This window comes from Arthrobacter sp. R3-55 (assembly GCF_054161505.1).
Window position 1 is genome coordinate 2476804 of sequence record NZ_CP096423.1, and the last position, 24542, is coordinate 2501345.

Annotated in this window: 23 protein-coding genes; 14 read left to right on the forward strand and 9 right to left on the reverse strand. The window is 61.3% G+C overall.

What is annotated here, in order from left to right; translation table 11 throughout:
- Positions 1–49: 49 nt before the first annotated feature.
- Genes M1D51_RS11510 through M1D51_RS11525 form a run of 4 tightly spaced genes read right to left on the reverse strand, consistent with a single transcriptional unit; the run spans position 50 to position 5038 of the window.
- Positions 50–1816 carry an ABC transporter permease subunit gene (locus M1D51_RS11510; RefSeq protein ID WP_458106557.1) on the reverse strand — a complete coding sequence of 589 codons (1767 nt, stop codon included), beginning with the start codon at positions 1814–1816 and terminating at the stop codon, positions 50–52.
- On the reverse strand, positions 1816–3342 hold the full coding sequence (locus M1D51_RS11515) for an ABC transporter substrate-binding protein (RefSeq protein ID WP_458106558.1): 1527 nt from the start codon (positions 3340–3342) through the stop codon (positions 1816–1818). Before M1D51_RS11515 ends, M1D51_RS11510 begins: the two co-directional genes overlap by 1 nt.
- 35 nt (positions 3343–3377) lie before the next feature.
- Positions 3378–4256 (reverse strand): ABC transporter ATP-binding protein, encoded by an 879-nt coding sequence (locus tag M1D51_RS11520; RefSeq protein WP_458106559.1) that lies wholly within the window; start codon positions 4254–4256, stop codon positions 3378–3380.
- Complete coding sequence (locus M1D51_RS11525) at positions 4253–5038, reverse strand: ATP-binding cassette domain-containing protein (RefSeq protein WP_458106560.1); 786 nt, start codon at positions 5036–5038, stop codon at positions 4253–4255. The genes M1D51_RS11520 and M1D51_RS11525 overlap by 4 nt, the downstream gene beginning before the upstream one ends.
- Positions 5039–5213: 175 nt before the next feature.
- On the opposite strand from M1D51_RS11525, the gene mtr reads away from it, so the two are divergent.
- The gene (gene mtr, locus M1D51_RS11530; protein WP_458106561.1) at positions 5214–6623 is read left to right on the forward strand and encodes a mycothione reductase; all 1410 of its coding nucleotides are present in this window, start codon (positions 5214–5216) and stop codon (positions 6621–6623) included.
- 25 nt (positions 6624–6648) lie between these two features.
- Here the strand turns inward: mtr and M1D51_RS11535 are convergent, their stop codons facing one another.
- Entirely contained in the window at positions 6649–7704 is a 1056-nt protein-coding gene (locus M1D51_RS11535; protein ID WP_172324024.1) for a 2,3-butanediol dehydrogenase, read from the reverse strand.
- Positions 7705–7785: 81 nt separating this feature from the next.
- The gene (locus tag M1D51_RS11540; RefSeq protein ID WP_458106562.1) at positions 7786–9576 is read right to left on the reverse strand and encodes an NAD(P)-binding domain-containing protein; all 1791 of its coding nucleotides are present in this window, start codon (positions 9574–9576) and stop codon (positions 7786–7788) included.
- A 173-nt stretch (positions 9577–9749) separates the two neighbouring features.
- On the opposite strand from M1D51_RS11540, the gene M1D51_RS11545 reads away from it, so the two are divergent.
- Positions 9750–11042 carry a GAF domain-containing protein gene (locus M1D51_RS11545; RefSeq protein WP_458106563.1) on the forward strand — a complete coding sequence of 431 codons (1293 nt, stop codon included), beginning with the start codon at positions 9750–9752 and terminating at the stop codon, positions 11040–11042.
- A gap of 33 nt (positions 11043–11075) precedes the next feature.
- On the opposite strand, the gene M1D51_RS11550 is transcribed toward M1D51_RS11545, so the two are convergent.
- Positions 11076–12236, reverse strand: a complete 1161-nt coding sequence (locus M1D51_RS11550) for a fatty acid desaturase family protein (RefSeq protein WP_458106564.1) — start codon at positions 12234–12236, stop codon at positions 11076–11078.
- A 13-nt stretch (positions 12237–12249) separates the two neighbouring features.
- On the reverse strand, positions 12250–13350 hold the full coding sequence (locus tag M1D51_RS11555; RefSeq protein ID WP_458106565.1) for a ferredoxin reductase: 1101 nt from the start codon (positions 13348–13350) through the stop codon (positions 12250–12252).
- 627 nt (positions 13351–13977) lie between these two features.
- Here M1D51_RS11555 and M1D51_RS11560 point away from each other — a divergent pair.
- The 6 genes from M1D51_RS11560 to M1D51_RS11585 all read left to right on the forward strand — a co-directional run bounded on the left by M1D51_RS11560 (position 13978) and on the right by M1D51_RS11585 (position 19545).
- Entirely contained in the window at positions 13978–14991 is a 1014-nt protein-coding gene (locus M1D51_RS11560) for an ABC transporter substrate-binding protein (RefSeq protein WP_172323832.1), read from the forward strand.
- The gene (locus M1D51_RS11565; protein WP_458106566.1) at positions 14988–15977 is read left to right on the forward strand and encodes an amino acid ABC transporter permease; all 990 of its coding nucleotides are present in this window, start codon (positions 14988–14990) and stop codon (positions 15975–15977) included. The genes M1D51_RS11560 and M1D51_RS11565 overlap by 4 nt, the downstream gene beginning before the upstream one ends.
- Positions 15974–16783, forward strand: coding sequence for an amino acid ABC transporter ATP-binding protein (locus M1D51_RS11570; RefSeq protein ID WP_458106567.1), 810 nt, complete (start codon positions 15974–15976; stop codon positions 16781–16783). The genes M1D51_RS11565 and M1D51_RS11570 overlap by 4 nt, the downstream gene beginning before the upstream one ends.
- Before the next feature lie 95 nt (positions 16784–16878).
- Positions 16879–17751, forward strand: a complete 873-nt coding sequence (locus M1D51_RS11575) for a LysR family transcriptional regulator ArgP (protein WP_458106568.1) — start codon at positions 16879–16881, stop codon at positions 17749–17751.
- 77 nt (positions 17752–17828) lie between these two features.
- A complete protein-coding gene (locus tag M1D51_RS11580; RefSeq protein WP_458106569.1) occupies positions 17829–18557 on the forward strand; it encodes a B3/B4 domain-containing protein in 729 nt (242 codons plus the stop codon).
- A gap of 55 nt (positions 18558–18612) precedes the next feature.
- Positions 18613–19545, forward strand: coding sequence for an EamA family transporter (locus tag M1D51_RS11585; RefSeq protein WP_458106570.1), 933 nt, complete (start codon positions 18613–18615; stop codon positions 19543–19545).
- Here M1D51_RS11585 and M1D51_RS11590 read toward each other — a convergent pair.
- A complete protein-coding gene (locus M1D51_RS11590; RefSeq protein WP_458106571.1) occupies positions 19521–20468 on the reverse strand; it encodes a LysR family transcriptional regulator in 948 nt (315 codons plus the stop codon). The two genes, M1D51_RS11585 and M1D51_RS11590, sit on opposite strands and share 25 nt — an antisense overlap.
- A 79-nt stretch (positions 20469–20547) precedes the next feature.
- Here M1D51_RS11590 and M1D51_RS11595 point away from each other — a divergent pair, with 79 nt between their 5' ends.
- From M1D51_RS11595 to M1D51_RS11620, 6 genes are all read left to right on the forward strand, one after another.
- Positions 20548–21150: a helix-turn-helix domain-containing protein gene (locus M1D51_RS11595; protein WP_458106572.1), complete on the forward strand. Its 603-nt coding sequence runs from the start codon at positions 20548–20550 to the stop codon at positions 21148–21150.
- Positions 21143–21892, forward strand: coding sequence for a B3/B4 domain-containing protein (locus M1D51_RS11600; RefSeq protein ID WP_458106573.1), 750 nt, complete (start codon positions 21143–21145; stop codon positions 21890–21892). Before M1D51_RS11595 ends, M1D51_RS11600 begins: the two co-directional genes overlap by 8 nt.
- Positions 21893–21896: 4 nt before the next feature.
- Positions 21897–22367 carry an Lrp/AsnC family transcriptional regulator gene (locus tag M1D51_RS11605; RefSeq protein ID WP_458106574.1) on the forward strand — a complete coding sequence of 157 codons (471 nt, stop codon included), beginning with the start codon at positions 21897–21899 and terminating at the stop codon, positions 22365–22367.
- Between the two features lie 30 nt (positions 22368–22397).
- The gene (locus tag M1D51_RS11610; RefSeq protein ID WP_458106575.1) at positions 22398–23615 is read left to right on the forward strand and encodes a trans-sulfuration enzyme family protein; all 1218 of its coding nucleotides are present in this window, start codon (positions 22398–22400) and stop codon (positions 23613–23615) included.
- A 182-nt stretch (positions 23616–23797) separates the two neighbouring features.
- A complete protein-coding gene (locus M1D51_RS11615) occupies positions 23798–24112 on the forward strand; it encodes a DMT family transporter (protein WP_458106576.1) in 315 nt (104 codons plus the stop codon).
- Positions 24112–24492 carry a DMT family transporter gene (locus tag M1D51_RS11620; RefSeq protein ID WP_172323820.1) on the forward strand — a complete coding sequence of 127 codons (381 nt, stop codon included), beginning with the start codon at positions 24112–24114 and terminating at the stop codon, positions 24490–24492. The genes M1D51_RS11615 and M1D51_RS11620 overlap by 1 nt, the downstream gene beginning before the upstream one ends.
- The last annotated feature ends 50 nt before the right edge of the window (positions 24493–24542 follow it).

Genomic DNA, 24542 nt, shown 5'->3' on the forward strand with positions numbered 1-24542 from the left:
TTCCAATGCACTGTCCAGGGAGATGAGACGATCCCGGGAACGCATGGAATCACCTGGCTTTGACGCGCGCCGGGGCAGGATATCGTCGGGTCCGCAAAGGGGACTTGCCCAGGCTTGCAGTTGAGACAGCAAGGATGGATGACAGTGCCAGGGCGAGAGCCGGGGCAAGGATGGCCCAGGGTGCGCGTTCCACATAATTGATGCCTTCTGCCAGAATCAGCCCCCATTCCGGTGCTGGTTGTTGCGGTCCCAAGCCCAGGAACCCGAGGGCGGCCAGTGCCAGGGCAGTGCCTGGAATCCGGAGCATGGCGTGCCTGAACACCGAAGGGAGAACGGCTGGGAGAATATAGCGCCACAAGGTTCTGACCCGCCCGACCCCAAGGACCGGGAGAATTCCCACGTATGGCCGGGCTCTGGCTTCCTGGACAAGGGATGCTGTGTGAGCGGCCAGCGGCGCCCAACCGACCAGCGTCACCGCGATCGCCGCGCCGTGGGCCGAGGGGCCGATGATCGCAGCCACAATCAGTCCTACGAGGATGGGTGGGGCTGCGTTGGCTACTTCCACGGGGCCGGTGGCGGCCAACGGGAACATCCCGATCACGAGGCCGATCGCCAAGCAGGCCAAAACCACCAACAGGGAGGTACCCAACGTCGCCATGGATCCGTGACCGACGCGAGCCAACAAATCGCGTCCGCTCGCATCCGCGCCAAAGGGCAGCAAGAGCGATGGTGCCGCAAGCCGGGCATGGCTGGAAGTGTAAGGGTCACGCATAAGTCCACCGGCCATAATGGCGGCCAGGGCTCCTGCGCAGGTCAGGGGCACCACGGCGTCCCATCGCCTGGCACCGCGAACAGGGGGCGCCATGGGCATGGTGCCGGATCGGAGTGCAGGACCCAGCAGGGCGTACCGTGCCGCCGTTGCGAGGGAACCAACAATGAGGGCCGTCGCGAGCAGGGCCAGCATGCCGGCCTGCAACGCGGGGATATCCTGGGCACTGGCAGCACCCAGGATGGTCCTTCCCAGTCCAGGGATGGCGAAAACCTTCTCCACCGCTACTGCACCGCCGGTAAGGCCGATGATGATGAGGGCAATTTGGTTCAGAACGGACGGCAAAGCCCGACGCACAACGGCCGCGCCAACGGCCGCGGAACCCGCCCCGGCAGTACGCCAGGTGGCGGTCCATTTTTCCGCAAAGGCTGCACTGATGGCCTCCGACAACAGCCGTCCTGCCAACCCGCCGGCTGGTACGCCCAGGGCGAGGGCCGGTAGTACCGCGTAGTGGATTCCCTGCCAGCCATAAGGGGGAAACCAGCCCAGCCACACCGCTCCGATGACCAACAGCATGGATGCGAGCAGAAATTCAGGAAGGGACGTCAGGGCCGCAGCCACGGCCCCCGAATCCCGCGCAGGTTTTCCAGCAAGACCGCGCACCATGGCAGGGATGCACAACAACACAGCCACCGAGGCTGCCACCACAAGGGCGCAGGCCATGAGGGTGAGGGAAACACCCAAGGCTGTCATCGTTCCCGGACCAACCGGCGTATTGGAGATCCAGGACGTCCCAAGGTCGCCGCGAAGCAGGCCAACCAGCCACCCCAGGAAGATATGGAACGGCCCTTGGTCGAGCCCCAGTTCTGCCCGGATCGCGCCCAGCGCTTCATCGGTTGCTTCCCGGTCCGCGTATCTGGCACGCAGAACGGTGTATTCCGGACTTTGAGCAGACAGCCAAGGCAGCAGGCCGATCAGCAGGATCAGTCCCCCGAAGGCCAGCGTGCGGGAAGCCGTAATTTTGATGAAGGCCGGGCAGCGAAGCATTATTCCCTGATTCCCGTCCGGCCGGTGATCAGTGCCCGCTCCCGCGGGTCCCGTTCAACGTCCCGCACTGAGGCAGATTCGCCTTGGATGACCCGTTCGTGCAGCAGGGGTATGGCGGCGTCCTGCGACAGGATCAGGGCTTCGGCCGCGGCTATTGCGGTACGGCGTTCCGGCCCTGCCGGGATGGCGGCAGCTTTGACCAGGGCAGCGTCAACCTCCGGGTTGCAGAATTGGGAGATGTTGAAGGACCCGTTGCATGAGAAGTCACTGTAGAGGTAGGCCACAGGGTCACCGGAATCCAGGATTGTCGCCCGGGAAAGGATGAACGCATCAAACTTTCCTTCCAGCGCATCGGACTCTATGTGCTGGTATTCGCGGACGTCCTGCTCCACGACGAACCCGGCCGCTTCGAGTTGCTGTTCGATCTGGACAGCTACCTCCGGAAGTTCGGCCCGGTCCGTGAAGGTACCAAGGCTGATCCGCACCCCGTTGACCGGTGCTGCGGGGACTCGCTTGGCCAAGGTCTCGGCGTAGGGAGCACCTTCACGTTCTTTTGCCGCCCAAGGCAGCGCAGGACCAAGCAGGCCATTGGCGGCATCGGCCCGCCCCTCATACACGCGCTCAACAATGCTGGCGCGATCGATCGCTTCCCTCGCAGCGGCCCGGACTGCCGGGTCTGCAAACGGCCCTGAGGTGTTATTGAGGTAGACCGTGTTGGTCCGGGGCATCGGAACCTCATGGATCAACACGGGATCGATCTGACCTGCCTGGCCAACAGGAACTGCTTCGACGACGTCGGCGGTGCCGGTTCGCAGGGCCGCTGCCCGCGCAGTCCCGTCAGGAACAAATTGGACGTCCAGCCCGCTGCTGGCCGCTTTTTCTCCCCAGTACCCGTCATAGCGGTTCAGGGTTGCCGACGTCGTTCCATCAACCTTTGCCAGTACGTAAGGGCCGGTGCCTGCATTGATGGGGCTGACGATGCCCCCGGGCTTATAGGCCGAAGCTGCCAGGATGGACAGCTGCGGGCTCGAAAGGCGTTGCGGGACCAACGGATCATCGGCTTCGGTAGTGATGCGGACAGCGTTGGTGCCCTCAGGCGTGGCGGTGAGTTTGACGCCGTCGAGTATGCGCGGCTTGGGGCTGGCGGTGGCCGCTGCGGTCAAGGACGAAGCGACCTGCTCAGCGGTGAGGGCAGTCCCATCATGGAAGGTGACGCCTGTTCGAAGTTCAAAGCGCCAGTTCTTGCTATCCAGCTGCTCCCAGGCGGTGGCGAGGGCCGGCTGGGCCTCCCCCATGGAGTCAAGAACCACCAGGGTTTCGGCGGTCTTCCACCGGGAAAGCTTGAAAGCATCATCACTCAGGGGCGTGAGGCCGGACCGCGGCGGCTGCAACATCGCTATCTTGATCCGGGCGTCGGCACTGCCTGTCGCTGCCGTTTCGGCGGCGGCGAAGCATCCGCTGAGGCTGAAGGACACCGTTGCTGCCAGAAGGAATGCGGCGCCTGTTTTTAGGCGTGAGGTTGCCATGGTTGTTACCTGTCTATTTTGTGGGTGCTTTGTGTTTATGGCTGGAGCAGCATGGTCCCGTTGCGACCATGCAGGCCGGAACAGTTGTCCGAAGATTGCGAATCTGCCATCACGGTGTCCTTGGCAGATTCGGACATCGCAGGCAGTCCGGGAACAGCCGCGATGAGTTGCCGCGTCACCGGATGGGAAGCCTCTTTCAGCAGCCTCGCCGTCTCCCCGTCCTCGACGATTCGTCCTGAGGAAAGGACAACCGTGCGCAGGCAGAGTTGGGCGACGGCTGCCAGATCGTGTGAAACAAACAGCAATCCCATCCGATCCCTGGTGACCAGCCGGCCCAGCAGATCCAGGACCGTATTCCGTAGCGGCAGGTCCAAGCCACTGACTGGCTCATCGGCGAGCAGAATCTTCGGCGAGGTAACCAAGGCACGGGCTATAGCCACCCGCTGGTTCTGGCCTCCGGAGAGTTCGCCGGGGCGGCGGCGGACGTGGGCAGGGTCCAGCTCAACCCGCTCCAAGGCCTCTTGGATCATTCTGCGGTGATCGCCGCGTACCCGGAGTTGATGAAGGGGTTCCTGCAACAGCTGCTGGATGGTCATGCGCGGGTCAAGGCTGCCTGCCGGGTTCTGTGGAACGTACTGAACGATTCGGCGGTACCAGCGCAAGGACGCAACCGAACCTGCCCTGGCTGGCCTGTCGTCCAGCTCTACGACGCCGGCATGCGGCTTGTGCAGGGCAAGCAAAGTACGCAGCAACGTTGACTTCCCTGAGCCGGAGCTTCCCACCAGGGCGATGCTCTGGCCTGCGCCGACGGAGAGTGAGACGTCGGTCAGCGCTGCCGTTGCAGGTTTTGCCTGCCACGGCTTCCCTCCGCTGTAGCGGTAGCTGAGGTTCAGGCCCCGAAGCTCGGTGCTCATGCTCCGATTCCTTGCCTGATGGCCCGGCTGCTGATTTGCGCCGCGTTGACAAGTTCCCGGGTATAGCCGTGTTCCGGTGCCGCCAAAAGTTGCTCCATGGGTGCCTGTTCAACAACCCTTCCCGCGTCCATCACCACGGCGCGCGTGCATAGGGATGCTGCAACTGACAAGTCATGGGTAATGAACAGCAGCGCTCCGTGGTCCTCCGCCTCATCCCTGATGGCCTGTATCACCAGGCTCTGACTGATGACGTCCAGGGCGGTAGTGGGCTCATCGGCAATCAACACCGTGGCGCGGCAGGCCAGCGCCAGGGCGATGGTTACCCGCTGCAACTGGCCGCCGGAAAGCTCCCCACTGAAGCGGGATAGCATCCCCGCAGGGTCCGTCATGCCCACATTCGCCAGCAACTCCACTGCTTTTGTGCGCGCCTGCGAACGTGACAGGCCGGTTTTCAGCAGCGGAAAGGCCAGCTGCCTCCCGATGCGGACCATGGGATTCAAGGCAGTGGAGGGGTCCTGGTGGACCATTGCGAATTCTCCTGGCTCGCCGAGCGCGCGCGGACCCACAGGCAGGTCCCGGCCATTAATGGCCATGGAGCCGGATACCGTCATGTCAGGGTGAAGCTGTCCCAATATGGCCGCAGCGGTGAGGGACTTACCGGAGCCCGAGGCTCCCAGGAGGGCAACACGTTCTCCAACACCCACGAAGAAGGAAACGCCGGTCAGCAGGCTTTGCCCCCGGAGGGACACAGACAGATCCCGGACGACGAGGGCAGCGGACATGATCGTTTCTTTCTACGGTGCAATCGCGGTAAGCCCGCGCCTAAAGGCTATCAATAATCATTCGCATTATGAGACCAATCGCGATGGAGTGTTCGCACAGTTCCCGCATAGATGCCCAGACGCGGGACCCGACTTTCAGTAGGGTTAGGGTGACCCCGGAATGAGGACCGCCCCCATGAACACCCCTGCCAGCAAGACTGCCGTGGATCGGCACTACGACCTGGTCATCATCGGCACAGGTTCCGGGAACTCCATTCCCGGGCCTGGGTTCGAGGACCAATCGATCGCGATCATCGAGAAGGCATCCTTCGGCGGGACCTGCCTGAACGCAGGCTGCATACCGACCAAAATGTACGTTCACGCCGCCGATGTCGCGCTGCAGACCGCCGGGTCCGGAAAGCTGGGGCTGGTCGCCGAGGTCAACTCCGTTGACTGGCAGGGTATGGTGTCCCGCATCTTCGAGAACCGCGTCGACCCCATCGCCGCTGCCGGTGAAGAATATCGCCGCGGACCAAAGACCCCGAACATCGACGTCTATGACCAGCACGCCGTTTTCGTCGGGGAACGCACTTTGCGGACCGGCCAAGGGGCCCGCCAGCGAACCATCTCCGGCGACCAGATCGTCGTCGCCGCCGGTTCCCGGCCAGTCATACCTGAGGCCATCGCTGGCTCCGGCGTGCGGTACCACACCAACGAGGACATCATGCGGCTGCCACGGCTGCCCAAATCCCTGGTGATCATCGGCGGCGGGTACATCGCCATGGAGTTCGCCCACGTCTTCGACGCCCTCGGCACGGACGTCACTATCATCGCCCGCTCAACGCTGCTGCGGAACCTCGACCAAGACCTCCATGATCGCTTCAACGCCCTGGCCGCCGAACGCTTCGACGTCCGGTTCGGCCGGACCACTATCGGTGCCGATCACACGGATGAGGGGATCAACGTCAGGCTCGACGACGGCTCCACCGCCACCGGGGAGGTACTGCTGGTAGCCGCAGGGCGCATACCCAACGGAGACCTGTTGGACCTGCCCTCCGGCGGGATCGAAACGATAGGCCACGGGCGGGTCAAGGTCGATCAGTTCGGCCGGTCAACCTCGGCTGCAGGCGTTTGGGCCTTGGGCGACGTCTCCTCGCCCTACATGCTCAAACACGTGGCCAACGCCGAGATGCGGGCCGTGCGGCACAACCTGCTGAACCCGGAAAAGCTGAAGAAAATGCCGCACCACCATGTTCCCGCCGCCGTCTTCACCCATCCGCAGATTGCCACGGTCGGCATGACCGAGGCCCAGGCCCGCAAACACGGCCACAACGTCACCGTCAAAATCCAGGGCTACGGGGACGTCGCCTTCGGCTGGGCTATGGAAGACACCACCGGTATCTGCAAACTCATCGCCGATCAGGACACCGGCAAACTCCTCGGCGCACACTACATGGGCCCACAAGCATCAACCCTGATCCAGCAAATGATCACCGTCCTGGCCTTCGACCTCGACGTGCGCCGGTTCGCTGAAAACCAATACTGGATTCACCCGGGACTTCCCGAAGTCACAGAAAACGCGTTGCTCGGGCTCACATTCAACTAACCGGGTCCTGCCAGCTGAGCGTCGGTTATGGGTGGACGAGTATTTTCACGGCAGTGTCATTGTGGTTGATCAAAGTATTGAAACCCTTCTCCACCAGGTCTTCCAACGCGATCCTTCCGGTGATGAAGGGCTTGAGGTTCACTTTGCCATCCTGGACCAGTTTTATGGTCTTGGGGTGATCACGCACATAGGCGATGGTGCCGCGTAAATCGATCTCTTTCAGCACGATTTTTTGCATGTCAACGGTTGCCGGTCGACCCCAAATGGACACATTGACCACCACTGCCGTCGGCTTGACAGCTTCAAGCAGGGAATCGAGCACGGCGTTCACACCGGCACACTCAAAGGCGACATCTGCGCCCACGTTGTCCGTTATCTCCTGAATTCGTTGTTGAAGGTCTTCCTGGCTTGGGTCGATCACATAATCGGCCACTCCGCTGGAGTGGGCCTTTTCCTTACGCGCTGCGCTGAGTTCGCTGATGATGGTGGTGACGTCCATGCTTTTCAGCACGGCGGCCGTGAGCAGCCCGATCGGACCTGAACCGCCAATGAGCGCGACGTCCCCTGCCTTGGCGCCGCTTCGGGTTACAGCGTGGTGGGCAACCGATAACGGTTCGATCAACGCCGCCTCATCCAGCGGGATGTCCCCGATCTTATGGACCCACCTCTTATCCACAACAATCTTCCCGCTAAGTCCGCCACCGCCACCGGACAGGCCAATGAAGCCCATCTTGGTGCACAGATGATAGTTGCCTGCTTCGCAGGGCGGACATTTGTCGCATACAAAATAGGGTTCGACGACGACGTTGTCACCGATTGCCAGCTCGCCAACACCCTGCCCTACCTCCACGATTGTCCCGGAGAATTCATGTCCCATGATGACCGGGGATTGTTCTCCGGACAGAGGATGGGGATGTCCGGGTGCGGGAACGAAGATGGGCCCTTCAAGGAATTCATGGAGATCGGTCCCGCAGATTCCGCACCAGGCAACCTTGATTTTCACCATCCCTGCCCGCACCTGCTCCTCCGGTACATCCTCGATTCGTACATCATGGCGTGCATGGAAACGTGCTGCTTTCATTTGTCCTTCTTCCTTTGTCGTAGGCATGGCAGCGACTGCGGCTGCGCACCGTCAGCGCAGCCGCAGCGCCAGGCCGGTTGATCAGCGGGTGTGGTGGGTTGCCTGAAGCTCAAACACCGGCGTGGGCAATCCCTCCATCCGGGCCTTCAGTTGCAGGGCCAGGTAGTTGGAATAGTGTCGGCTTTGGTGCAGGTTGCCGCCATGGATCCAGAGGTTCTCCACGTTGGTGGGCTTCCACATATTCCGCAGCTCACCCTCCCATGGGCCAGGGTCCTTGGGAGTTTCGGATCCATAGCCCCAACACTTCCCTACCCTGTCTGCGATCTCGGGTGAGATGAGGTCTGCGAGCCAGCCGTTCATGGATCCGTAGCCGGTGGCATAGATGATCACGTCCGCTTCCAGCTCGGTTCCGTCGCCCATCACCACAGCGCTGCCGGTGATCTTGCTGACTTGGCCATTGGCGAGCTTCACGCGGCCGTCGATGATCAGCTGGGAGGCACCGACGTCGATGTAGTAGCCGGATCCGCGCCGCAGGTACTTGAGGAACAACCCGGAGCCGTCCACTCCAAAATCCAGTTCGAAACCGGCAGCTTCAAGCTGCGAGTAGAAGCCGGCGTCGCGTTTTGCCATCTCCTGGTAGACCGGAATCTGGGCCTCCGGAAGGACGCGGTACGGCAGCGAAGCGAAGAGAAGGTCGGCCTTCTCTGTCGTATTGCCGTTGGCCAGCGCCTGCTCGGAATATAGGTCGCCCAGAGCTAAGTCCATGAGGGATTCGCTACGGGCAATGTGCGTAGACGAGCGCTGGACCATGGTGACCTCGGCACCGTGCTCCCAGAGGTCGGCACAGATATCGTGAGCCGAATTGTTGGACCCGATCACCACCGCTCTCTTACCTGTCCAGTCTCCGCCGCCCGGATGCTGGGAGGAGTGGTACTGCTCCCCCAGGAAGCTGTCGGCACCCTCAAACTGTGGCACGTGGGGGTAGCCGGAGACGCCCAGCGCGAAGACGAGTTGCTTGGGACGCAAGGTGACCGGTACGCCGTCGCGGATGACTTGGACAATCCATTCCCCGGCGTTTTCGTCGAAGCGGGCCTTGGTGCATTCGGTGCTGGACCAGTAGTTCAACTCCATGATGCGGGTGTACTGCTCCAGCCAGTCGCCGATCTTATCCTTGGCTGCGAAGACCGGCCAGTCATCCGGGAACTTCAGGTATGGCAAGTGGTCGTACCAGACAGGGTCGTGCAGGTGCAGGGATTTGTACCGGTTGCGCCAGGAGTCGCCGGGCTTTTCGTTTTTATCGATGATGATGGTGGGCACGCCCAGCCGGCGGAGCCGGGCGCCCAAGCCGATGCCGCCCTGTCCGCCGCCGATGATCACCGTGTATGGCTGGTCCTCGTAGCCAAGTTTGGACTCTTCTTCTTCTTTAAGCTCAAGCCAGGACTTACGGCCCTTACTGATGTGGTGGGCCACGCCCTTCTCGCGGTTTGGCCCCTTCTTCTCTTCGAAGCCCTTCAGCTCCTGCATCGTGGTGAGCAACGTCCAACATTTCCCTTCCCGTAGACGCAGGTGTGCGTATCCACGAGCTTGGGCTGTCTCGAAGTTGACCCATGCTTCGGTGTTGGCGGCGTCGCCTGTGGCTTCCTCGGCCAGGGCCCAGTGATGGGGTTGAACGTCCTCAAGCGTGGCGTCCAGCATGTTTCTGATCTGGTCCTTGCCCTCAAGGGTCTTCAGGTTCCATGTGAAGGATACGAAGTCGCGCCAATAGGATTCGTCCTCGAACAAATTCAGTGCGGCCTCGGTATTGCGGCTGCGCAGCGCCTCGTCGAACTGCGTCAGCCACCTCCGGGCTATGCCGTTTGCGGTTTCAGGCATGTCTCCTCTTTCCGTTGCTAGCGATGAGTCACCGGGACCTGCAACACATGCCCGGACGGTGACCCGCATCACAAGTACATTCCAGTGGGGGTTACAATCGGGTTACACCAGCCCCACCACGTTTTACTGCGGGGCATGGGCTCATCGATTCAACGGCGAGTTGGAGTAGAAACATGCGGCACGCCTTGGCGCCCGATCCCGGGCTGCGTTTCTCGTCCCCCCGGGAGTACGCCATGAGGCTGCGGAGCGCGCAGGCGGCCACGTTGGCCGGCTCGCCGGACCCTGCCTTCTCTTCATCGCTGCTTGAGTCCTGGCGCCGCTCCCTGGCTTTGGGAATCAATCCCGAAGGGCACAGCCCCGTACACCTACATGACGTCTCAGAAGCCCGCTCCCTCAGTGCCGGACACCGCCTGGCCTCGGTAATTCCGCCTTTATCCCAGATGCTTGGCGACGAGTCCGCCGCGGGGAGGCACCTGCTCATTGTTACCGACCGTCACGGCGAGGTGCTGTGGCGGGTTGGCAGCGGGGCGGCACTGCGGCTGGCCGATTCGCTGGAATTCGTCGAAGGTGCCGATTGGTCCGAGGCAGGTATCGGCACGAACGCGATCAGCGAAGCGCTCATTACAGGTGGCCCGGCCCAGTTGTTCTCGGCCGAGCACCTGGTGAGGACACATCACGACTGGGCTTGCACTGCAGCCCCGATCCGTGACCCCTTCACGGGGGAAATCGTCGGCGTGCTGGATGTGTCCGGGCCGATTGATACGGTAACGCCGGACAGCCTCCGAATGGTGCGCTGCGGCGTTCGGCTGGCCGAGGAGCTACTGAGGACAGCAGGCCCGACGACGACGGCTGCCGGAGCTTCCAATACCGGCGCCACCTCGACACTCTTTCTGCGGCTCCTCGGCGACAAACCGACTGCAGAGCTGGAAGGTTCCTCCCCGGTTCCCATCACCCTGCGCAGAGCCGAAATCCTGGCCTTGCTGGCGTCCAGAACGCAAGGCTGGAGCGCTGAAGAGCTGGCCTACCAACTCCACGGGGAGGACGGTGCAGCAGCGACCATCCGGACCGAAATGCACCGGATCCGCTCAGCACTGGGTGCGGTAGTTGAGCCCAATCCATACCGCTTTTCGGCCGGCATACGCGTGCTGTCCGACGCAGCCGTCGTGGCAGGCTGCTTGCAGGCCGGCCGCCTGAGGGAAGCTTTGGCAGCCTACCCCGCCCGCTTGTTGAACCGCTCCACCAACCTGGCCGTGGAACTCATGCGGGATGAACTCAATGAGGCTGTTGCAGCCGCAGTACGTTCCAGCGGAGACCCCGACATCATTTCCCGGTGGTGCGCCAGCGATATGGGTTCACGCGATATCGAAGCCGCTGCCGCCTTGACCAGCCTGGTAAGTCCCGGGGACACAAGATTTCAGCTGGTGCGTGCTCGAATGGCACGAATTGATCGGGAGCTCCGGGCGTAGGCACCAGGTGTCCGCGCTCACACCACGGCCGGCCTATCGCTTTGGGGGCAGGGCGAGTTTGAAGACTTTAGCCCACGCGGAGCCGACCTGCTTCGGCAGCGGTCCCGTGGTGTACTTCAAGCCGTAGCGTTCGCAGATGTCCCGGACCTTGGGTGCGATCTCGGCGTACCGGTTGGAGGGAAGGTCGGGGAAAAGGTGGTGCTCAATCTGGTGCGACAAGTTCCCCGTCATGAGGTGCATGAACCGTGGGCCGGAGATGTTGGCGGAGCCGATCATCTGGCGGACGTACCAGTCCCCGCGGGTTTCGCCTTCCACCATTTCTTCGGTGAACGTGTCCGTGCCCTCAGGGAAGTGGCCGCAGAAAATGACCGCATGGGCCCAGACATTGCGGATGGCATTGGCAGCGAGTGTGCCGTAGAGGGCTTGTTTCCCTGAACCCGACAGCATGGCCAAGGCCGGGGTGGCTGCATAGTCCTTGGCGAACTGTTTGATCGCCTTCCGACCCAGCGCCTTGAGGTCCTTGTTCATGGCCTCCTTGGACTTCAGGCCTTCCTTGTACTCGGGGATCTCCAGATCGTAGATGGCTATGCCCCATTCGAACACTGGCGCGAGCAGGGCGTTGTACAGCGGATTGCCCAGGTTGAACGGCTTCCACTCCTGGTCGGGATCCATGCGCAGAAGGTTGTAGCCGACGTCGCGGTCCTTGCCCACCACGTTGGTCCAGCGGTGGTGAAGATCGTTGTGCGTGTGTTGCCACGACCGCGACGGGGTAACGAAGTCCCATTCCCAAGTGGTGGAGTGAATATCCGGGTCGCGCATCCAATCCCACTGGCCGTGGAGGATGTTGTGGCCAAGTTCCATGTTCTCCAGGATTTTGGCCACGCTGAGCAGTGTTGTGCCGGTGAACCAGGCCGCCCTGTTCTTGCCGACCAGCAGCGCGGCACGACCGGAGATCTCCAACCCACGTTGGATCTTGATCATCCGCCTGATGTACGCGGCGTCGCTTGAACCCCGTTTGGCGAGGATTTCGTCGCGAAGCGCGTCGAGCTCACGGCCCAGTTCGGCTACTTGCTCATCGCTGAGGTGTGCGGCTGCCGGAGGTCGCACGGTGGGCCTGCCCTCGTCGGCAAGGGCACCAGGACGTGTCTTGGGTTCGACGGCGGCGGCGGACCTTTTGGTTGAAACTACTGACATGCGGTTGTGCTCCTCAGATTTCGAGGTTGACTGGCCCGGCGGCTGCCGAGACGCAGGTTTGGATGAGTTCCCCGGGCGCTCCATGGATCTCGCCGGTACGAAGGTCGCGGACCCTTCCGGCGAGCAGCGGAGTCAGGCAGCTGTGACAAATACCCATGCGGCAGCCGCTGGGCATCAGCACCCCTGCGTCCTCCCCGACGTCGAGAATGGGGACCCCGCCGTCGGCCATGACCTCGCGGTCAGAAGCTTCGAAGGTGACCAAACCACCTTCACTCCCGTCGCCTCCCAAGAGTTCGGTGCTGAATCGTTCGATAGTGAGTGAGCCGTGTCCGCTTCCAGCATCGGATTCCTTCACTGCTGAGGCGGGTGCAGGCAACGCAGCCCGGTTCCACATATCTTCGGCGTCGTTCAGGAACGATTCCGGGCCGCACGCATATGCTGCCCTGTCCCGCCAGTCCGGGCAGACCTCTTCCAGGGCGGCCGTGGAGGTAAAGTTCAGGCGGCCGCGACCGCTGGTGTGCCACTGCACCAAGCGGAAGTTGGGAAACTGATCAGCAAGTTCAGCCAGTTCTTCACGAAAGATGGTGTCGCCCTCTTCGCGGGAGGAGTGGATCAGGACAACATCTGCGTCGGGGCGGCTTGGGACCAGCGTCCGAATCATTGACATGACGGGGGTGATGCCGCTTCCCGCAGTGAGCATCAGAAGTGACCGTGGATGCTCAGGGAGGACAAAGTCGCCCTGAGGTGGCGCCAGGAAAAGGACGTCTCCCACTTTGGTGTTCCGGACCAAGGTCCCGGACACGGATCCAACGTCAGTGACCGTGATGGCCGGATCCTTACCTGCCTTTGCGCTCAGCGAATAGGACCGCCATTGGCGGACGCCGTTGAGTTCAACCCCGATCCGCGCCCATTGGCCGGCGAGGTGGGCATGCCAGCCACGGCCGGGACGGAAGAAGATAGTGGCCGATTGGGCTGTTTCCTGGACTACCTTAGTGACGACTCCACGTAACTGACGAGACGAATAGACCGGATTGAACAGCGCCAGAACGTCCTCCGGCGCAAGCGGGCTGGTCAAAACTGAAGCTATACGGGCCAAGGGCCGAAAGCTGACCATCGGGCTACTCCTCACAACGACGGAGAACGAGAACCCCGACTGAATCCGTCGGGACATCCACACTACCAACTATCGCAAGCATGCTTACGATACCCTCACCCTGACGCCTGAATGGCCGCCAAGCATAGGGAAAGCCCCTCGGGAGGGGCCTTCAACGACAATGGGACGTGATGCTTGGATTGGTCAGCGGTGATGCGCTCCTCCTCTCCGGGCTTCGGTGGCCCATGCCGGTATCAGTAGCAAGACAGTAATACGTCCACTGGATTCCACGCAAACCCGAAGCCGGTGATCCCGAGACGCACCACCCACGCCTTAGGGCAGCATTCATCTGCCGCTTCCGTAAGTGTTGCCTTAACCGTCGATTCGAATATAGACCGTTGGTCTCTGGTGTTGTGATCCATAGCATTGAGCCATCGCACTTACCGCACGAGGTCAGTGCAACCCGGAGATCAAACCGGAGAGCAGACCCTCCCCGAATCTTCTGCATATTTTATGGCCAGGCCCGGCCTTCCTTCCCAGAGAGCCCTCCAGCAAGCCCATGACGAGCCCTGCAGCGCTGCAGACCCGACATGCGCAGCACCCACATCTTTCGCCCGCATCGGCGCATCATCAATATCAGGAGACATTATGTCCGAAGCACTGAACACCTCCAACCACCATCAGGTTGGCCCGATACCGGATCCGGGCTCCATCGACAGCCCGGTCGGGCGCCGCTTGAAAACATTCGCCAAAGGCGTGGCAGTCCTGACCACTTGTGTACTCGCTTTGTCTGGGTGCACGAATGCTTCCGGGTCTGCGTCCGGACCAGCTCCGTCCGGTTCGTCCATTTCCACGTTCGACCCGGTAAGCATCACCCCGGATCAATCGCTCGCGTCCCAGGTACCGGCAACGATCAAGTCCAAAGGCACCTTGGTCATCGGCTCCGATACAACGTACGCTCCGGCTGAATTCCTCGGCGGCGCGGACAACCGCACTCCCATGGGATACGGCGTCGATTTGGCGAAGGCTATTGGAGCGACCCTGGATCTGAAAGTGGACGTACAAACCGCCGAATTCACGGGCATTCTTCCAGCCCTCGGTCCCAAATACGATCTCGGCATCAGTTCCTTCAGCATTACCAATGAGAGGCTCAAAGCCGTCAACTTCGTCAGCTACCTCAACGCCGGGACCACCTGGGCGGTCCAGAAGGGCAACCCCAAGAAGTTCTCCCCCGATGACGTCTGCGGAAAATCCGTGGGAGTCCAGACCGGAACTACCCAGGAAGATCCTGACCTCAAGAACCGCAACGATGAATGCCTCAAAGCCGGAAAGCAACCCATCGACATCGTCACGCTGAAGAACCAGACGGATGTCACTACCCGCTTGGTCAACGGAAGCATTGACGCCATGATCGCCGAGTCAACCTTGATCGGTTACGCCATCCAGCAGACCAACGGGGCCGTAGAAAAAGCCGGAGGCGTCTACAACACCTCCCCGGTGGGCATCGCTGTTCCGAAGAATGACACGGCCTTGGCCGAACTCATCCAAAAGGTGGTTGCCAAGCTGATCGCCGAGGGCACCTATCAGCACATCCTCGATTCGTGGAACAACTCCGACGGCGCCATTACCGACCCCGAAGTCAACCCTGCAGTTAAGTCATGAGCCTCGCTACCAACGAACAGGCCACCACACAATCCAGCCCCTCACCGGAACTGATCAAAGCAGTTCCCGTCCGCCACCCCGGCCGCTGGGTGGGAGCTGCCATCATTGTCCTCGCGGCCGCCGTCGGCATCCAAAGCCTGGCCACCAACCCCAACTTCCACTGGGACACATTCGGCCTGTATGTCCTGGACGAAAATGTGATCCGGGGTGTCGGTTGGACGCTGTTGCTCACCGTTCTCTCGATGGCAATAGCAGTTACCCTGGCTATCTTGTTGGCCTTCATGCGCCAATCAGAGAACCCGATCTTCCGATGGTCAAGCTGGTTCTGGGTCTGGTTCTTCCGGGGCACTCCTGTCTACACCCAGCTGATCTTTTGGGGATTGGTTGCCGTCCTTTACCCCAGGATCACCATTGGCGTCCCTTTCGGCCCGGAACTGCTCAGCCTGACAACCCAAGACCTGCTCAACGCGTTCTGGGCTGCCGTCCTGGGCCTCGCCCTCAATGAGTCGGCCTACTTGGCCGAGATCTTCCGGGCCGGACTTAAATCCGTGGACAAGGGACAGATCGAAGCCGCTGAAGCCTTGGGCATGCGGGGCTCGAAAATCATGTGGAGGATTGTGCTTCCCCAAGCCATGCGCATCATCGTCCCACCAACCGGCAACGAAACCATCGGGATGCTCAAAACAACCTCCCTGGTGCTTGCGGTGCCGTTCACCTTGGATCTGACCTTCGTCACCAACACCCTTGCCAATAGAAGCTACCTCCCCATTCCGTTGCTCATCGTTGCAGCGTTCTGGTACCTGGTAGTCACCAGCATCCTGATGGTAGGCCAGCACTTTATCGAGAAGCATTACGGAAAGGGTGTCGACATTTCCACTCGCATCACCGTCAATCCAGCAGCCCTTCAGGCAGCCGGCGCAAGCGTCAACCCAACGCCAGCCCCTATCCAGAATGCATCAACAAACAGTGAGGAGGACGTGCGATGAGCGCTTCCGTCCATCCCCTGACCAGCCCACCAGCATCCGCTCCTGCGAACGACGTTGTCAGGATTGAAGGGGTACATAAGTACTTTGGTGACCACCACGTCCTTAGCGGCATCGACATGACCGTCAAAGAAGGTGAGGTTGCAGTCCTGATTGGCCCCTCAGGGTCGGGAAAGTCCACGCTTCTGCGGTGCATCAACCACCTGGAGAGCATTAGTGCCGGCCGGATCCGCGTCAACGGCGAACTCATCGGATACAGGGAAAGGGACGGAAAACTGCACGAACTGCATCTGAAGGACATCGCCCGTCAACGCCGAAACATCGGCATGGTCTTCCAGCGTTTCAACCTTTTCGGCCACAAAACAGCCTTGGAGAACATCATCGAGGCTCCGGTCCAGGTCCGAGGTCTTGAAAAAGTTCCAGCCAAACGGCGGGCCCAGGATCTTCTCGATCGGGTTGGACTCGCTCACCGTGCCAGCTATTACCCGGCGCAGCTCTCCGGCGGCCAGCAACAGCGGGTTGCCATCGCCCGCGCTCTGGCCATGGATCCTGAACTCATGCTTTTCGATGAACCAACCTCCGCACTGGACCCCGAACTGGTGGGAGACGTTCTGGATGTCATGAAAGACCTCGCTAAATCGGGTATGACCATGATCGTGGTAACGCACGAGATCGGTTTCGCCCGGGAGGTGGGAGACACTCTGACGTTCATGGACGGTGGGGTTGTTGTGGAGTCGGGCAATCCCCGTGAGCTCATAGCCAACCCCCGGCAGGAGCGCACCAAGAGCTTTTTCAGCAAAGTCCTGTAGAACGAGTGTCAATTCATGCCCGGTACGGGCCGACAGTGAAAGCGGCCCGTACAGAGGCAGGATCCAAACCAGCCAAGGTACTTTACTTTTACACCATGAACTTCGAACATCTGAAGGCACTGAGCGCCATCGTTGAGACCGGCTCCTTCGACGCTGCCGCAAACCTGCTCGGCATCACGCCATCGGCCGTCAGCCAGCGCATCAAAGCCTTGGAAACCTCAGTCGGGCAAATACTGGTTCGTCGCAGCCTGCCGAGCAGCCCCACCGAAGCCGGCGCCATACTTTTGCGCACAGTCCGACAAATTCAGGCGCTGGAGGTAGACGCCCTGCATTCCTTGGGCCAGGGCCCTGAAGGACGAGCCACCGTTGCCGTGGCCGTAAATGCCGATTCGCTGGCGACCTGGTTCACGCCCGTGCTGCACCAGGCAGCTACCTGGCCGGACACAGTGCTGGATCTTCACATCGAAGACCAGGATCACAGCACCCGGCTGCTACGCCAAGGAGACGTTCTCGGGGCCGTCACCACAGAGCCCAAAGCCGTAGGCGGATGCCGGGTGGAGTTGCTCGGCGTGATGCGCTACGTACCGGCGGCCTCAGCCGAACTGGTTCAACGCCACAAAACCCCTGATGGAGTGAACTGGTCCGAGATGCCGATGCTTCGCTTCAGCGCCAATGATGACATGCAGCACCGAATCCTCCGGTCCAAAGGCGTTGAGCACTTCCCCCCGACCCACACCATCCCTTCCTCCGAAGCATTTTTGGAAGCCGCCAGGGCCGGGCTCGGTTGGGGCATGATTCCTGAGCAGCAAATTCAACCCGACCTCACCCGCAACGGATTGGTCCCTCTTCCTGGCGGTGCTCCACACGATGTAACGCTTTATTGGCAATGCTGGTCGATGACCACGCCACGGCTTGAGCGAATCACTGCAGCCGTCCGCAGGGCCGGTAGCGAGCTGCGCCAAAGCTGACGAACACTATGCACTAAAAGTGCAGTATGATGCCTCTATGGAGAAATCATCATTGAGTGTAAACAACGGTTTTGCTGATGCCTAAGACCGCCCACCCCCAGCAACTCCTCGACGCCGGCTACATCGATCCCGCCGTCCTTGAACTTCGCCCCGACTACCAAGCTCTCCTGCTGGCCGTCGATGGGCTCGTTCCGGGGGCGAGCAACGACGCTAGCGAGGCGCTGCTCCAAAAGGCCGAAGCCTCCGCTCGGCTGGCGCTCCAGGAGCAAAAAGTCGAGGCCCTCCCCCACGTCGCCGCGTGGCGAACGGCCTATCAGGGCTTCGGTGCCAAACCGAACCGGACACGCAACAGCCTTGAGGCACTCCTGAGGCGCGCCGCCACAGGATTGCCACGGGTGAACCGACTGACAGACATCTACAACGCCATCTCCGTGCTTCACCAAATCCCGCTCGGCGGAGAAGACCTCTCCAACTACAGCGGCCCGCCTCGACTCATCCGGGCCACTGGAGAGGAACCCTTCGACACGGCAGCCAACGGAGAGGCCGTCGTCGAGTATCCCGAACCAGGTGAAGTCATCTGGTGCGATGACCTAGGTGTCACCTGCCGGCGCTGGAACTGGCGACAGGGCAGACGGACACAACTACGGGATGAAACCACCACCGCGTTGTTCATCCTGGATGTCCTTGACCCGGTCACTACCGATGCCCTCCGGGCAGCTGCCGAAGACCTCGCAACCCACCTCAGCCAACTTGGGCCCGACATCACCATCACCAACCGACTCATCGACAAAACCATCCTGCCGTGACCAGGCCTCCAAGGTCGCGTGCAAGCGATGGATGCCAGACCAAGGGGAACCAGCAATGAGCACCACCCAACCCGCAATCCCACCGTGGGCGCTGACCATAGCAGCCATGTTCTCCATCCAACTCGGCTCGGCCCTGTCCGCAGGGTTGATGCCGGCGCTAGGACCAATCGGTACGGCCTGGCTCAGACTCAGCATGGGCGCGATCATCCTGCTCCTTCTGGCCCGACCACCATTGAAGTCCCTGCGCCTTAGCGATACCCCGGCCATTCTCGGTCTCGGTATCTCCGTCGGGATCATGTCGGTGACGTTCCTCGCCGCCATGGAACGTCTTCCACTGGGCACTGCTGTAGCCATTGAGTTCCTTGGCCCGCTCAGCGTCGCTGCCCTTCGAGGGCAAGGAGTCCGCTCGTTGGTCCTGCCGGCAACCGCTCTGGCAGGAGTCCTCCTGCTCACCGAGCCCTGGTCCGGCCAGGTGGACCTCCTGGGTGTCGGCTTCGCCGCCATGGGCGCGATCGGGTGGGCAGCCTACGTTCTGTTGACCCAAAAGGTAGGCGACCGCTTCACCGGAATCGGCGCCCTGGCGCTGACCATCCCTATTGCTGCCCTGGTTGTGACACCCTTCGGACTGCCGCAGGCTTTCGGGCACATCACATGGGAACTCGTTGGCGTCGCCGCCGCCCTTGCTGTGCTGATTCCCGTACTGCCCTACATCTTGGAAATGAGGGCGCTACGTCGAATGACGCACACAGCGTTCGGCACCCTCTTGGCGCTGGAACCGGCCATCGGCCTCCTGCTCGGCATGATCGTTCTGGCACAGTCACCTTCGGCTCTCCAACTCCTGGGAATTGTGGTCGTGGTTTTCGCCGGCGCAGCAGCACAACGTGGAGGGCGCCGCCAACAGCCGGGTGGGGCCATCCAATGCGGGCGTTCGGCTGAAGCCAGGCAAGAACCTGCACGTCCATCTCATCGCGGGGATTCTTTGGCGTAGGCGTTCTTGGGTGATGGGATTTGTACGTGTGTCCGGGCGATTCCACGCAAGGCATCAATAACAACGGATACAGCCCGGTGAACCACCCGTTCGGGTCGGACCAGCATGTCCACGTGACGAACTGTTTGTACGCCTTCAAGCGGGCGCAGGACCACATCCTGCGATGCGGGAATCCTGACGGTATGCCGGGGCAGCAACGCCAGGTGCCCACCTTCGGACACCATGGCAGCGGCTGTACTGAAGTCATTGATTCTGTGCACCACCCGCATTGGATACCCGGCCGCAGCAGCTACGGCGTCAAGCATGTCCGCCGGCGAGAAACCGGCATGCGTGGAAACCCACGTCGTCCCCACCAGATCTACCGGTTTCAGAGTCTTCTTCATGGCCAGATCATGGGATGAATGCATGGCCACGTCCATGGGCTCCCTCAGCAAGGACAACACGGCAAGCCTGTCCCTGGGCCAAGGGGGCGTATGGCTCATTCTGTGGGCGATCACGATGTCATAGTTGGCGGTCAGGGCCGGGAAGGAGACACGGTCGACGTCCTCATCAACACATTCAACAACCGGAAATCCCTCCGTATGTTCCAAGGCGGCCAGCCCGGGGAAGAACGACATGGCCGCGCTATGGAAAGCACTGACACGCACCGTCCGGTCAATGCCGCCGACGAACTCATCAACCGTAGCTTCGGCACGGGTGATCGCCTCGGCAACAGCAATGGCTGCCACGGCGAGGGCTTGGCCCGCATCAGTGAGTTCAACGGATCTCCCCCGCTTTTGAGTCAGGGGCGCCTTGAACTTGCGTTGAAGCGCGGCAAGCGACTGCGAGACTGCCGAGGGACTCACGCCGAGAGCACGGGCAGTAGCGGCCACACTGCCGTGGTCGCCCAGCTCACGCAACACACTGAGTTGATATGGATCCATGAGGCTTCCCTTAATCGTTGATACGAACATATTCCGGTGGAGCATTGAAAGTGCACTCATGGTGCAGTATGCTGCATCTATGGACGATAATATCGCAACTTTGGCCTCGGCTATCGGCGCACGGGTGAAGCAGGAGCGGCTATCCCGGCGCATGACGCTGGACCAATTGGCGGAAGTGGCGGGCGTGAGCCGCAGAATGCTGATCAACGTTGAACAGGCCACCATGAATCCGAGCGTCGGTACTCTACTGAGGATCAGCGACGCGCTTGGCGTCGGGCTGCCGGACCTGGTCCAGTCACCCGAACCCAAGGCCGTCCAAGTTACTCGTAAGGGTGAAGGTGCAGTGCTCTGGAGCAGCGAAGCCGGTGGACGCGGCGTGCTGGTTGGCGGAACGGAACCGCCGGAAGTGGTGGAATTGTGGGACTGGATCCTGGGGCCGGGCGACAAACACTCAAGCGAAGCCCACACGCCGGGCACCAAGGAACTTCTGCAGGTTCAGCAGGGCACCGTCACCGTTGGTGTAGCAGAGCAGATATTCGTCCTTGACGTTGGCGACTCTGTCACATTCCCCGGGGACCTGGCCCACTCCTACAGCAACAGCACCTCCGAGCCGGCGCGGTTCTCCCTCGCAGTCTTTGAACGCGGCGTGGGATCAGGGCATCGGGAGGCAAGGAATGCTTAGCATCCAAGCCCTCCAGGAAACCGTTGACTCCGCTTACGTGGAGCCCGCCGTTTTCGAGCTTCGGCCCGATTACAGAGCCCTCCTGATCGCAGTGGATGGCCTCATCCCCGGTGCAAGCGATGCAGCGAGCAATGCGTTGTTGGAGCAAGCTGAGATGGTTGCGCGGACTGCGTTGAGCGAGCGAAAGGCCGAACACCTTCCGCATATAGCCGCATGGCGGGAGGCTTACCAGGCGTTCGGCGCCAAGCCCAACCGCACACGCAACAGCCTTGAAGCGCTGATCCGCCGGGCGGAGGCCGGCCTCCCCAGAGTCAACAAACTCACGGACATTTACAACGCAATCTCCGTCCTCCACCAAATTCCGCTAGGCGGCGAAGACCTCGCCCGCTACAGCGGAGCACCACGGCTCATCCGCGCAACGGGCCAAGAGCCCTTCGACACGGTAGCGAGCGGAGAACAAATCGTCGAATACCCAGATGCCGGCGAGGTGCTCTGGTGCGACGACGACGGCGTCACTTGCCGCCGCTGGAATTGGCGCCAAGGCCGCCGTACACAACTGAGGGACGAGACCACCTCAGCTTTGTTCATCCTCGACGCACTGGCACCCATGAGCAACGAGTCCCTGCTTGCCGCAGGGGCCGACCTTACGAGCCACCTGTCCACGTTGGGTTCAGAGGTCATCAGCGTCCAGCGGCTTATCGGCCTCCCTCCCGCCCCCGGAAGGGACATGACGAAGGGGTAGCAACATGCCCACCCGCGAACCGGATGTCGTTGACCTCCTCATCCTGGGCATTCTGGAAGATGAGGGCAGGGTACCCACAACAGTTCTGGCCGCGCGCACCGGGCTTACCGAACGTGAATGCGAGGAACGCGTCATAGGCCTGGAGCTGCACGGCCACATAGGCGGGTACACCATCATCCGCAAATTTCCAGATCCAGCACTGGGTCCCCTGTCAGCCTGCATCCGGATCGTCATGGCGCCGGGACGCACCGGCGACGACCTGTACCGCAGCATGGAATCCATCGCGGAGATCACCACCGCCGAGCTGCTAGACGGCGATCATACGGTCCTGGTCAGACTTCTGGTCCATAGCCGGGATCGCCTAAAAGCCATTACCCGTTTCTTTCGGGCTCAGTTGGCCGTGCTATCCCTCGAAGTCTCCACAACACAACCCCTCTTCAGCCGCCGTCCAGCACCACGGGTTCTTGCCCGCTAACGGGGCCTATCCTCCGAAAGGAAACCTGCAATGAATCGCACACCTGACAAGCACAACCGGGCATCCGTCCATGACAGCACCTGGGCTGTCCATGGAGGAAACAGCATTGACAAGGGCACCGGCGCCCTCCGCACTCCCCTGATCATGGCCAACTCCTACGTTCTCCCCGAAGACCCCTCCGAGATGGACTGGTCGAGCGTTGACGACGGGCTGGTCTACACCCGAAACGCCGGCGCAAACCAGGTCGCCCTCGAAACAAAACTCGCCGCCATGGAAGGCGCAGAAGCAGCAGCGGCCTTCGCCACTGGCGTCGCCGCCCTTCATGGAGTCTTCTTCGCCCTCCTGAAGTCCGGCGATCACGTGGTGGTTTCAAACGTCACCTACGAAGCTGTCTACCGCCTGTTCGGGGAGCTCCTTCCGGAAAAATATGGCATTAAGGCCACCTTCGTTGATGCCGACGACCTGGAAGCAGTCCGGGCAGCCGTTCGTCCGAACACCAAACTGATTCACGCCGAAACGATCGCCAACCCCACTACCAAGGTGGCCAACGTCGCCGCCCTGGCCAGGATCGCCAAGGACGCCGGCGTCCTGCTGACCGTTGATGCCACCTTTACTCCCGCACCCTTCTACCGAGCACTCGACGACGGCGCAGACTTGGTCATCCACTCGCTGACCAAGTACATCAACGGCCACGGTGACGCGATGGGCGGTGTCGTCATTGGGCGGCGGGAACTTATCCAGCACATCCGACACGACGCCATAGTCGATGCCGGCGGTGTCATTTCTCCGTTCAACGCATGGATGATCATGCGCGGTTCCGTAACGCTCCCGCTGCGTCTGAAACAGCAATTCTCGAGCGCGGAGAAGGTAGCCGCGGTCCTTGAAGCCGACTGGCGGATCGCTTACGTGCTCTACCCGGGCCTTGCCTCGCATCCCCAGCACGAACTCGCCGGTAAACAATTTGGAGGTCGAGGGTTCGGGGGTGTTCTCGCATTCGCTGTGGAAGGTGACTCGAACACCCAGAACACCTTCGTGAAAAACCTCCAGGTCATCACCTCGGCAGTCTCGCTCGGCCACGATGAAACGCTGATCGTCCACGTTGGCCCGGATGCACGCGGCGGCTCAGAGAACTACCCTGCTTCGTTCCACAAATACGGCCACCTGCGCCTGTCCATCGGGCTCGAAGACCCCGAGGACATCATCGACGACATCCTCAGCGCCCTGGACAAGACCTTCGGGGACAAGTAGCCACCACAGCCTGGGACGGACGCTGGAAGCAGCGTCCGTCCCAGGTTGCGCCTGGCGACAAAGCAGCCTAAAACCTAGGGCAGTTTCTGCCCAACAGTGCGTAACAAGGCGCATCGAATTGTTCACTCATCCCATCGCATCACGGTGCAGATAACGTTTCTCTCTCCAGCAAGGAAAAGTTCATGGCGTGGCTCGTTCTCATACTTTCCGGTGTACTCGAAGCAGTCTGGGCTACAGCGCTCGGGGCCTCGGATGGCTTCAAGCGCAAACTCCCAACCCTGATCTTCATCGTCTCGATGGCCGTTAGCATGGCCGGCCTGGCATATGCGATGACCGATCTGGCAACCGGCACGTCCTACGCCGTCTGGGTGGGGATCGGCGCTGTACTGACCGCAGCGCTCGCCGTCGTCCGCAAGCAGGAGAGGCTTTCCCTGTCGCGCGCCGCACTGCTCACAACTCTGATTGGGTGCGTCGTCGGGCTGAAGGTGATCAGCTGATGCACTGGATAGTTCTCATTGCCAGCGCCGTCCTGGAAGCAGTATGGGCCACAGCTTTAGGCCAAAGCCAGGGATTCACCAACCCTGCGGCAACGAGCGTGTTCGCTGCGGGCCTCACCCTCAGCATGCTCGGCTTGGGATACGCAGCAAAGCGGATTCCGATGAGCACCGCATACGCCGTGTGGACCGGCACCGGAGCGGCATTGACGGTTACCTGGGCAATGCTCGAAGGAAACGAGACACCCACCGCACTGCGGATTCTCTTCCTCTCGGGCATCGTCGCCTGCGTGATCGGCTTGAAACTTGTCCCCGCCAAGACCGTCGAGGCCCCGCCGAACACGACAGGGAAATCTCCACGCCGCGGTGCCGGCAACTACTGAGGTGACGAAACCTCCCCGCCCAACGGGCCGCCGCCCGAACAGCTACAACT

Excerpts from the sequence above, each read along its gene's own strand:
- M1D51_RS11510 (WP_458106557.1), bottom strand. The coding sequence starts at position 1,816 with ATGCTTCGCTGCCCGGCCTTCATCAAAATTACGGCTTCCCGCACGCTG.
- M1D51_RS11515 (WP_458106558.1), bottom strand. The coding sequence starts at position 3,342 with ATGGCAACCTCACGCCTAAAAACAGGCGCCGCATTCCTTCTGGCAGCA.
- M1D51_RS11520 (WP_458106559.1), bottom strand. The coding sequence starts at position 4,256 with ATGAGCACCGAGCTTCGGGGCCTGAACCTCAGCTACCGCTACAGCGGA.
- M1D51_RS11525 (WP_458106560.1), bottom strand. The coding sequence starts at position 5,038 with ATGTCCGCTGCCCTCGTCGTCCGGGATCTGTCTGTGTCCCTCCGGGGG.
- mtr (WP_458106561.1), top strand. The coding sequence starts at position 5,214 with ATGAACACCCCTGCCAGCAAGACTGCCGTGGATCGGCACTACGACCTG.
- M1D51_RS11535 (WP_172324024.1), bottom strand. The coding sequence starts at position 7,704 with ATGAAAGCAGCACGTTTCCATGCACGCCATGATGTACGAATCGAGGAT.
- M1D51_RS11540 (WP_458106562.1), bottom strand. The coding sequence starts at position 9,576 with ATGCCTGAAACCGCAAACGGCATAGCCCGGAGGTGGCTGACGCAGTTC.
- M1D51_RS11545 (WP_458106563.1), top strand. The coding sequence starts at position 9,750 with ATGCGGCACGCCTTGGCGCCCGATCCCGGGCTGCGTTTCTCGTCCCCC.
- M1D51_RS11550 (WP_458106564.1), bottom strand. The coding sequence starts at position 12,236 with ATGTCAGTAGTTTCAACCAAAAGGTCCGCCGCCGCCGTCGAACCCAAG.
- M1D51_RS11555 (WP_458106565.1), bottom strand. The coding sequence starts at position 13,350 with ATGGTCAGCTTTCGGCCCTTGGCCCGTATAGCTTCAGTTTTGACCAGC.
- M1D51_RS11560 (WP_172323832.1), top strand. The coding sequence starts at position 13,978 with ATGTCCGAAGCACTGAACACCTCCAACCACCATCAGGTTGGCCCGATA.
- M1D51_RS11565 (WP_458106566.1), top strand. The coding sequence starts at position 14,988 with ATGAGCCTCGCTACCAACGAACAGGCCACCACACAATCCAGCCCCTCA.
- M1D51_RS11570 (WP_458106567.1), top strand. The coding sequence starts at position 15,974 with ATGAGCGCTTCCGTCCATCCCCTGACCAGCCCACCAGCATCCGCTCCT.
- M1D51_RS11575 (WP_458106568.1), top strand. The coding sequence starts at position 16,879 with ATGAACTTCGAACATCTGAAGGCACTGAGCGCCATCGTTGAGACCGGC.
- M1D51_RS11580 (WP_458106569.1), top strand. The coding sequence starts at position 17,829 with ATGCCTAAGACCGCCCACCCCCAGCAACTCCTCGACGCCGGCTACATC.
- M1D51_RS11585 (WP_458106570.1), top strand. The coding sequence starts at position 18,613 with ATGAGCACCACCCAACCCGCAATCCCACCGTGGGCGCTGACCATAGCA.
- M1D51_RS11590 (WP_458106571.1), bottom strand. The coding sequence starts at position 20,468 with ATGGATCCATATCAACTCAGTGTGTTGCGTGAGCTGGGCGACCACGGC.
- M1D51_RS11595 (WP_458106572.1), top strand. The coding sequence starts at position 20,548 with ATGGACGATAATATCGCAACTTTGGCCTCGGCTATCGGCGCACGGGTG.
- M1D51_RS11600 (WP_458106573.1), top strand. The coding sequence starts at position 21,143 with ATGCTTAGCATCCAAGCCCTCCAGGAAACCGTTGACTCCGCTTACGTG.
- M1D51_RS11605 (WP_458106574.1), top strand. The coding sequence starts at position 21,897 with ATGCCCACCCGCGAACCGGATGTCGTTGACCTCCTCATCCTGGGCATT.
- M1D51_RS11610 (WP_458106575.1), top strand. The coding sequence starts at position 22,398 with ATGAATCGCACACCTGACAAGCACAACCGGGCATCCGTCCATGACAGC.
- M1D51_RS11615 (WP_458106576.1), top strand. The coding sequence starts at position 23,798 with ATGGCGTGGCTCGTTCTCATACTTTCCGGTGTACTCGAAGCAGTCTGG.
- M1D51_RS11620 (WP_172323820.1), top strand. The coding sequence starts at position 24,112 with ATGCACTGGATAGTTCTCATTGCCAGCGCCGTCCTGGAAGCAGTATGG.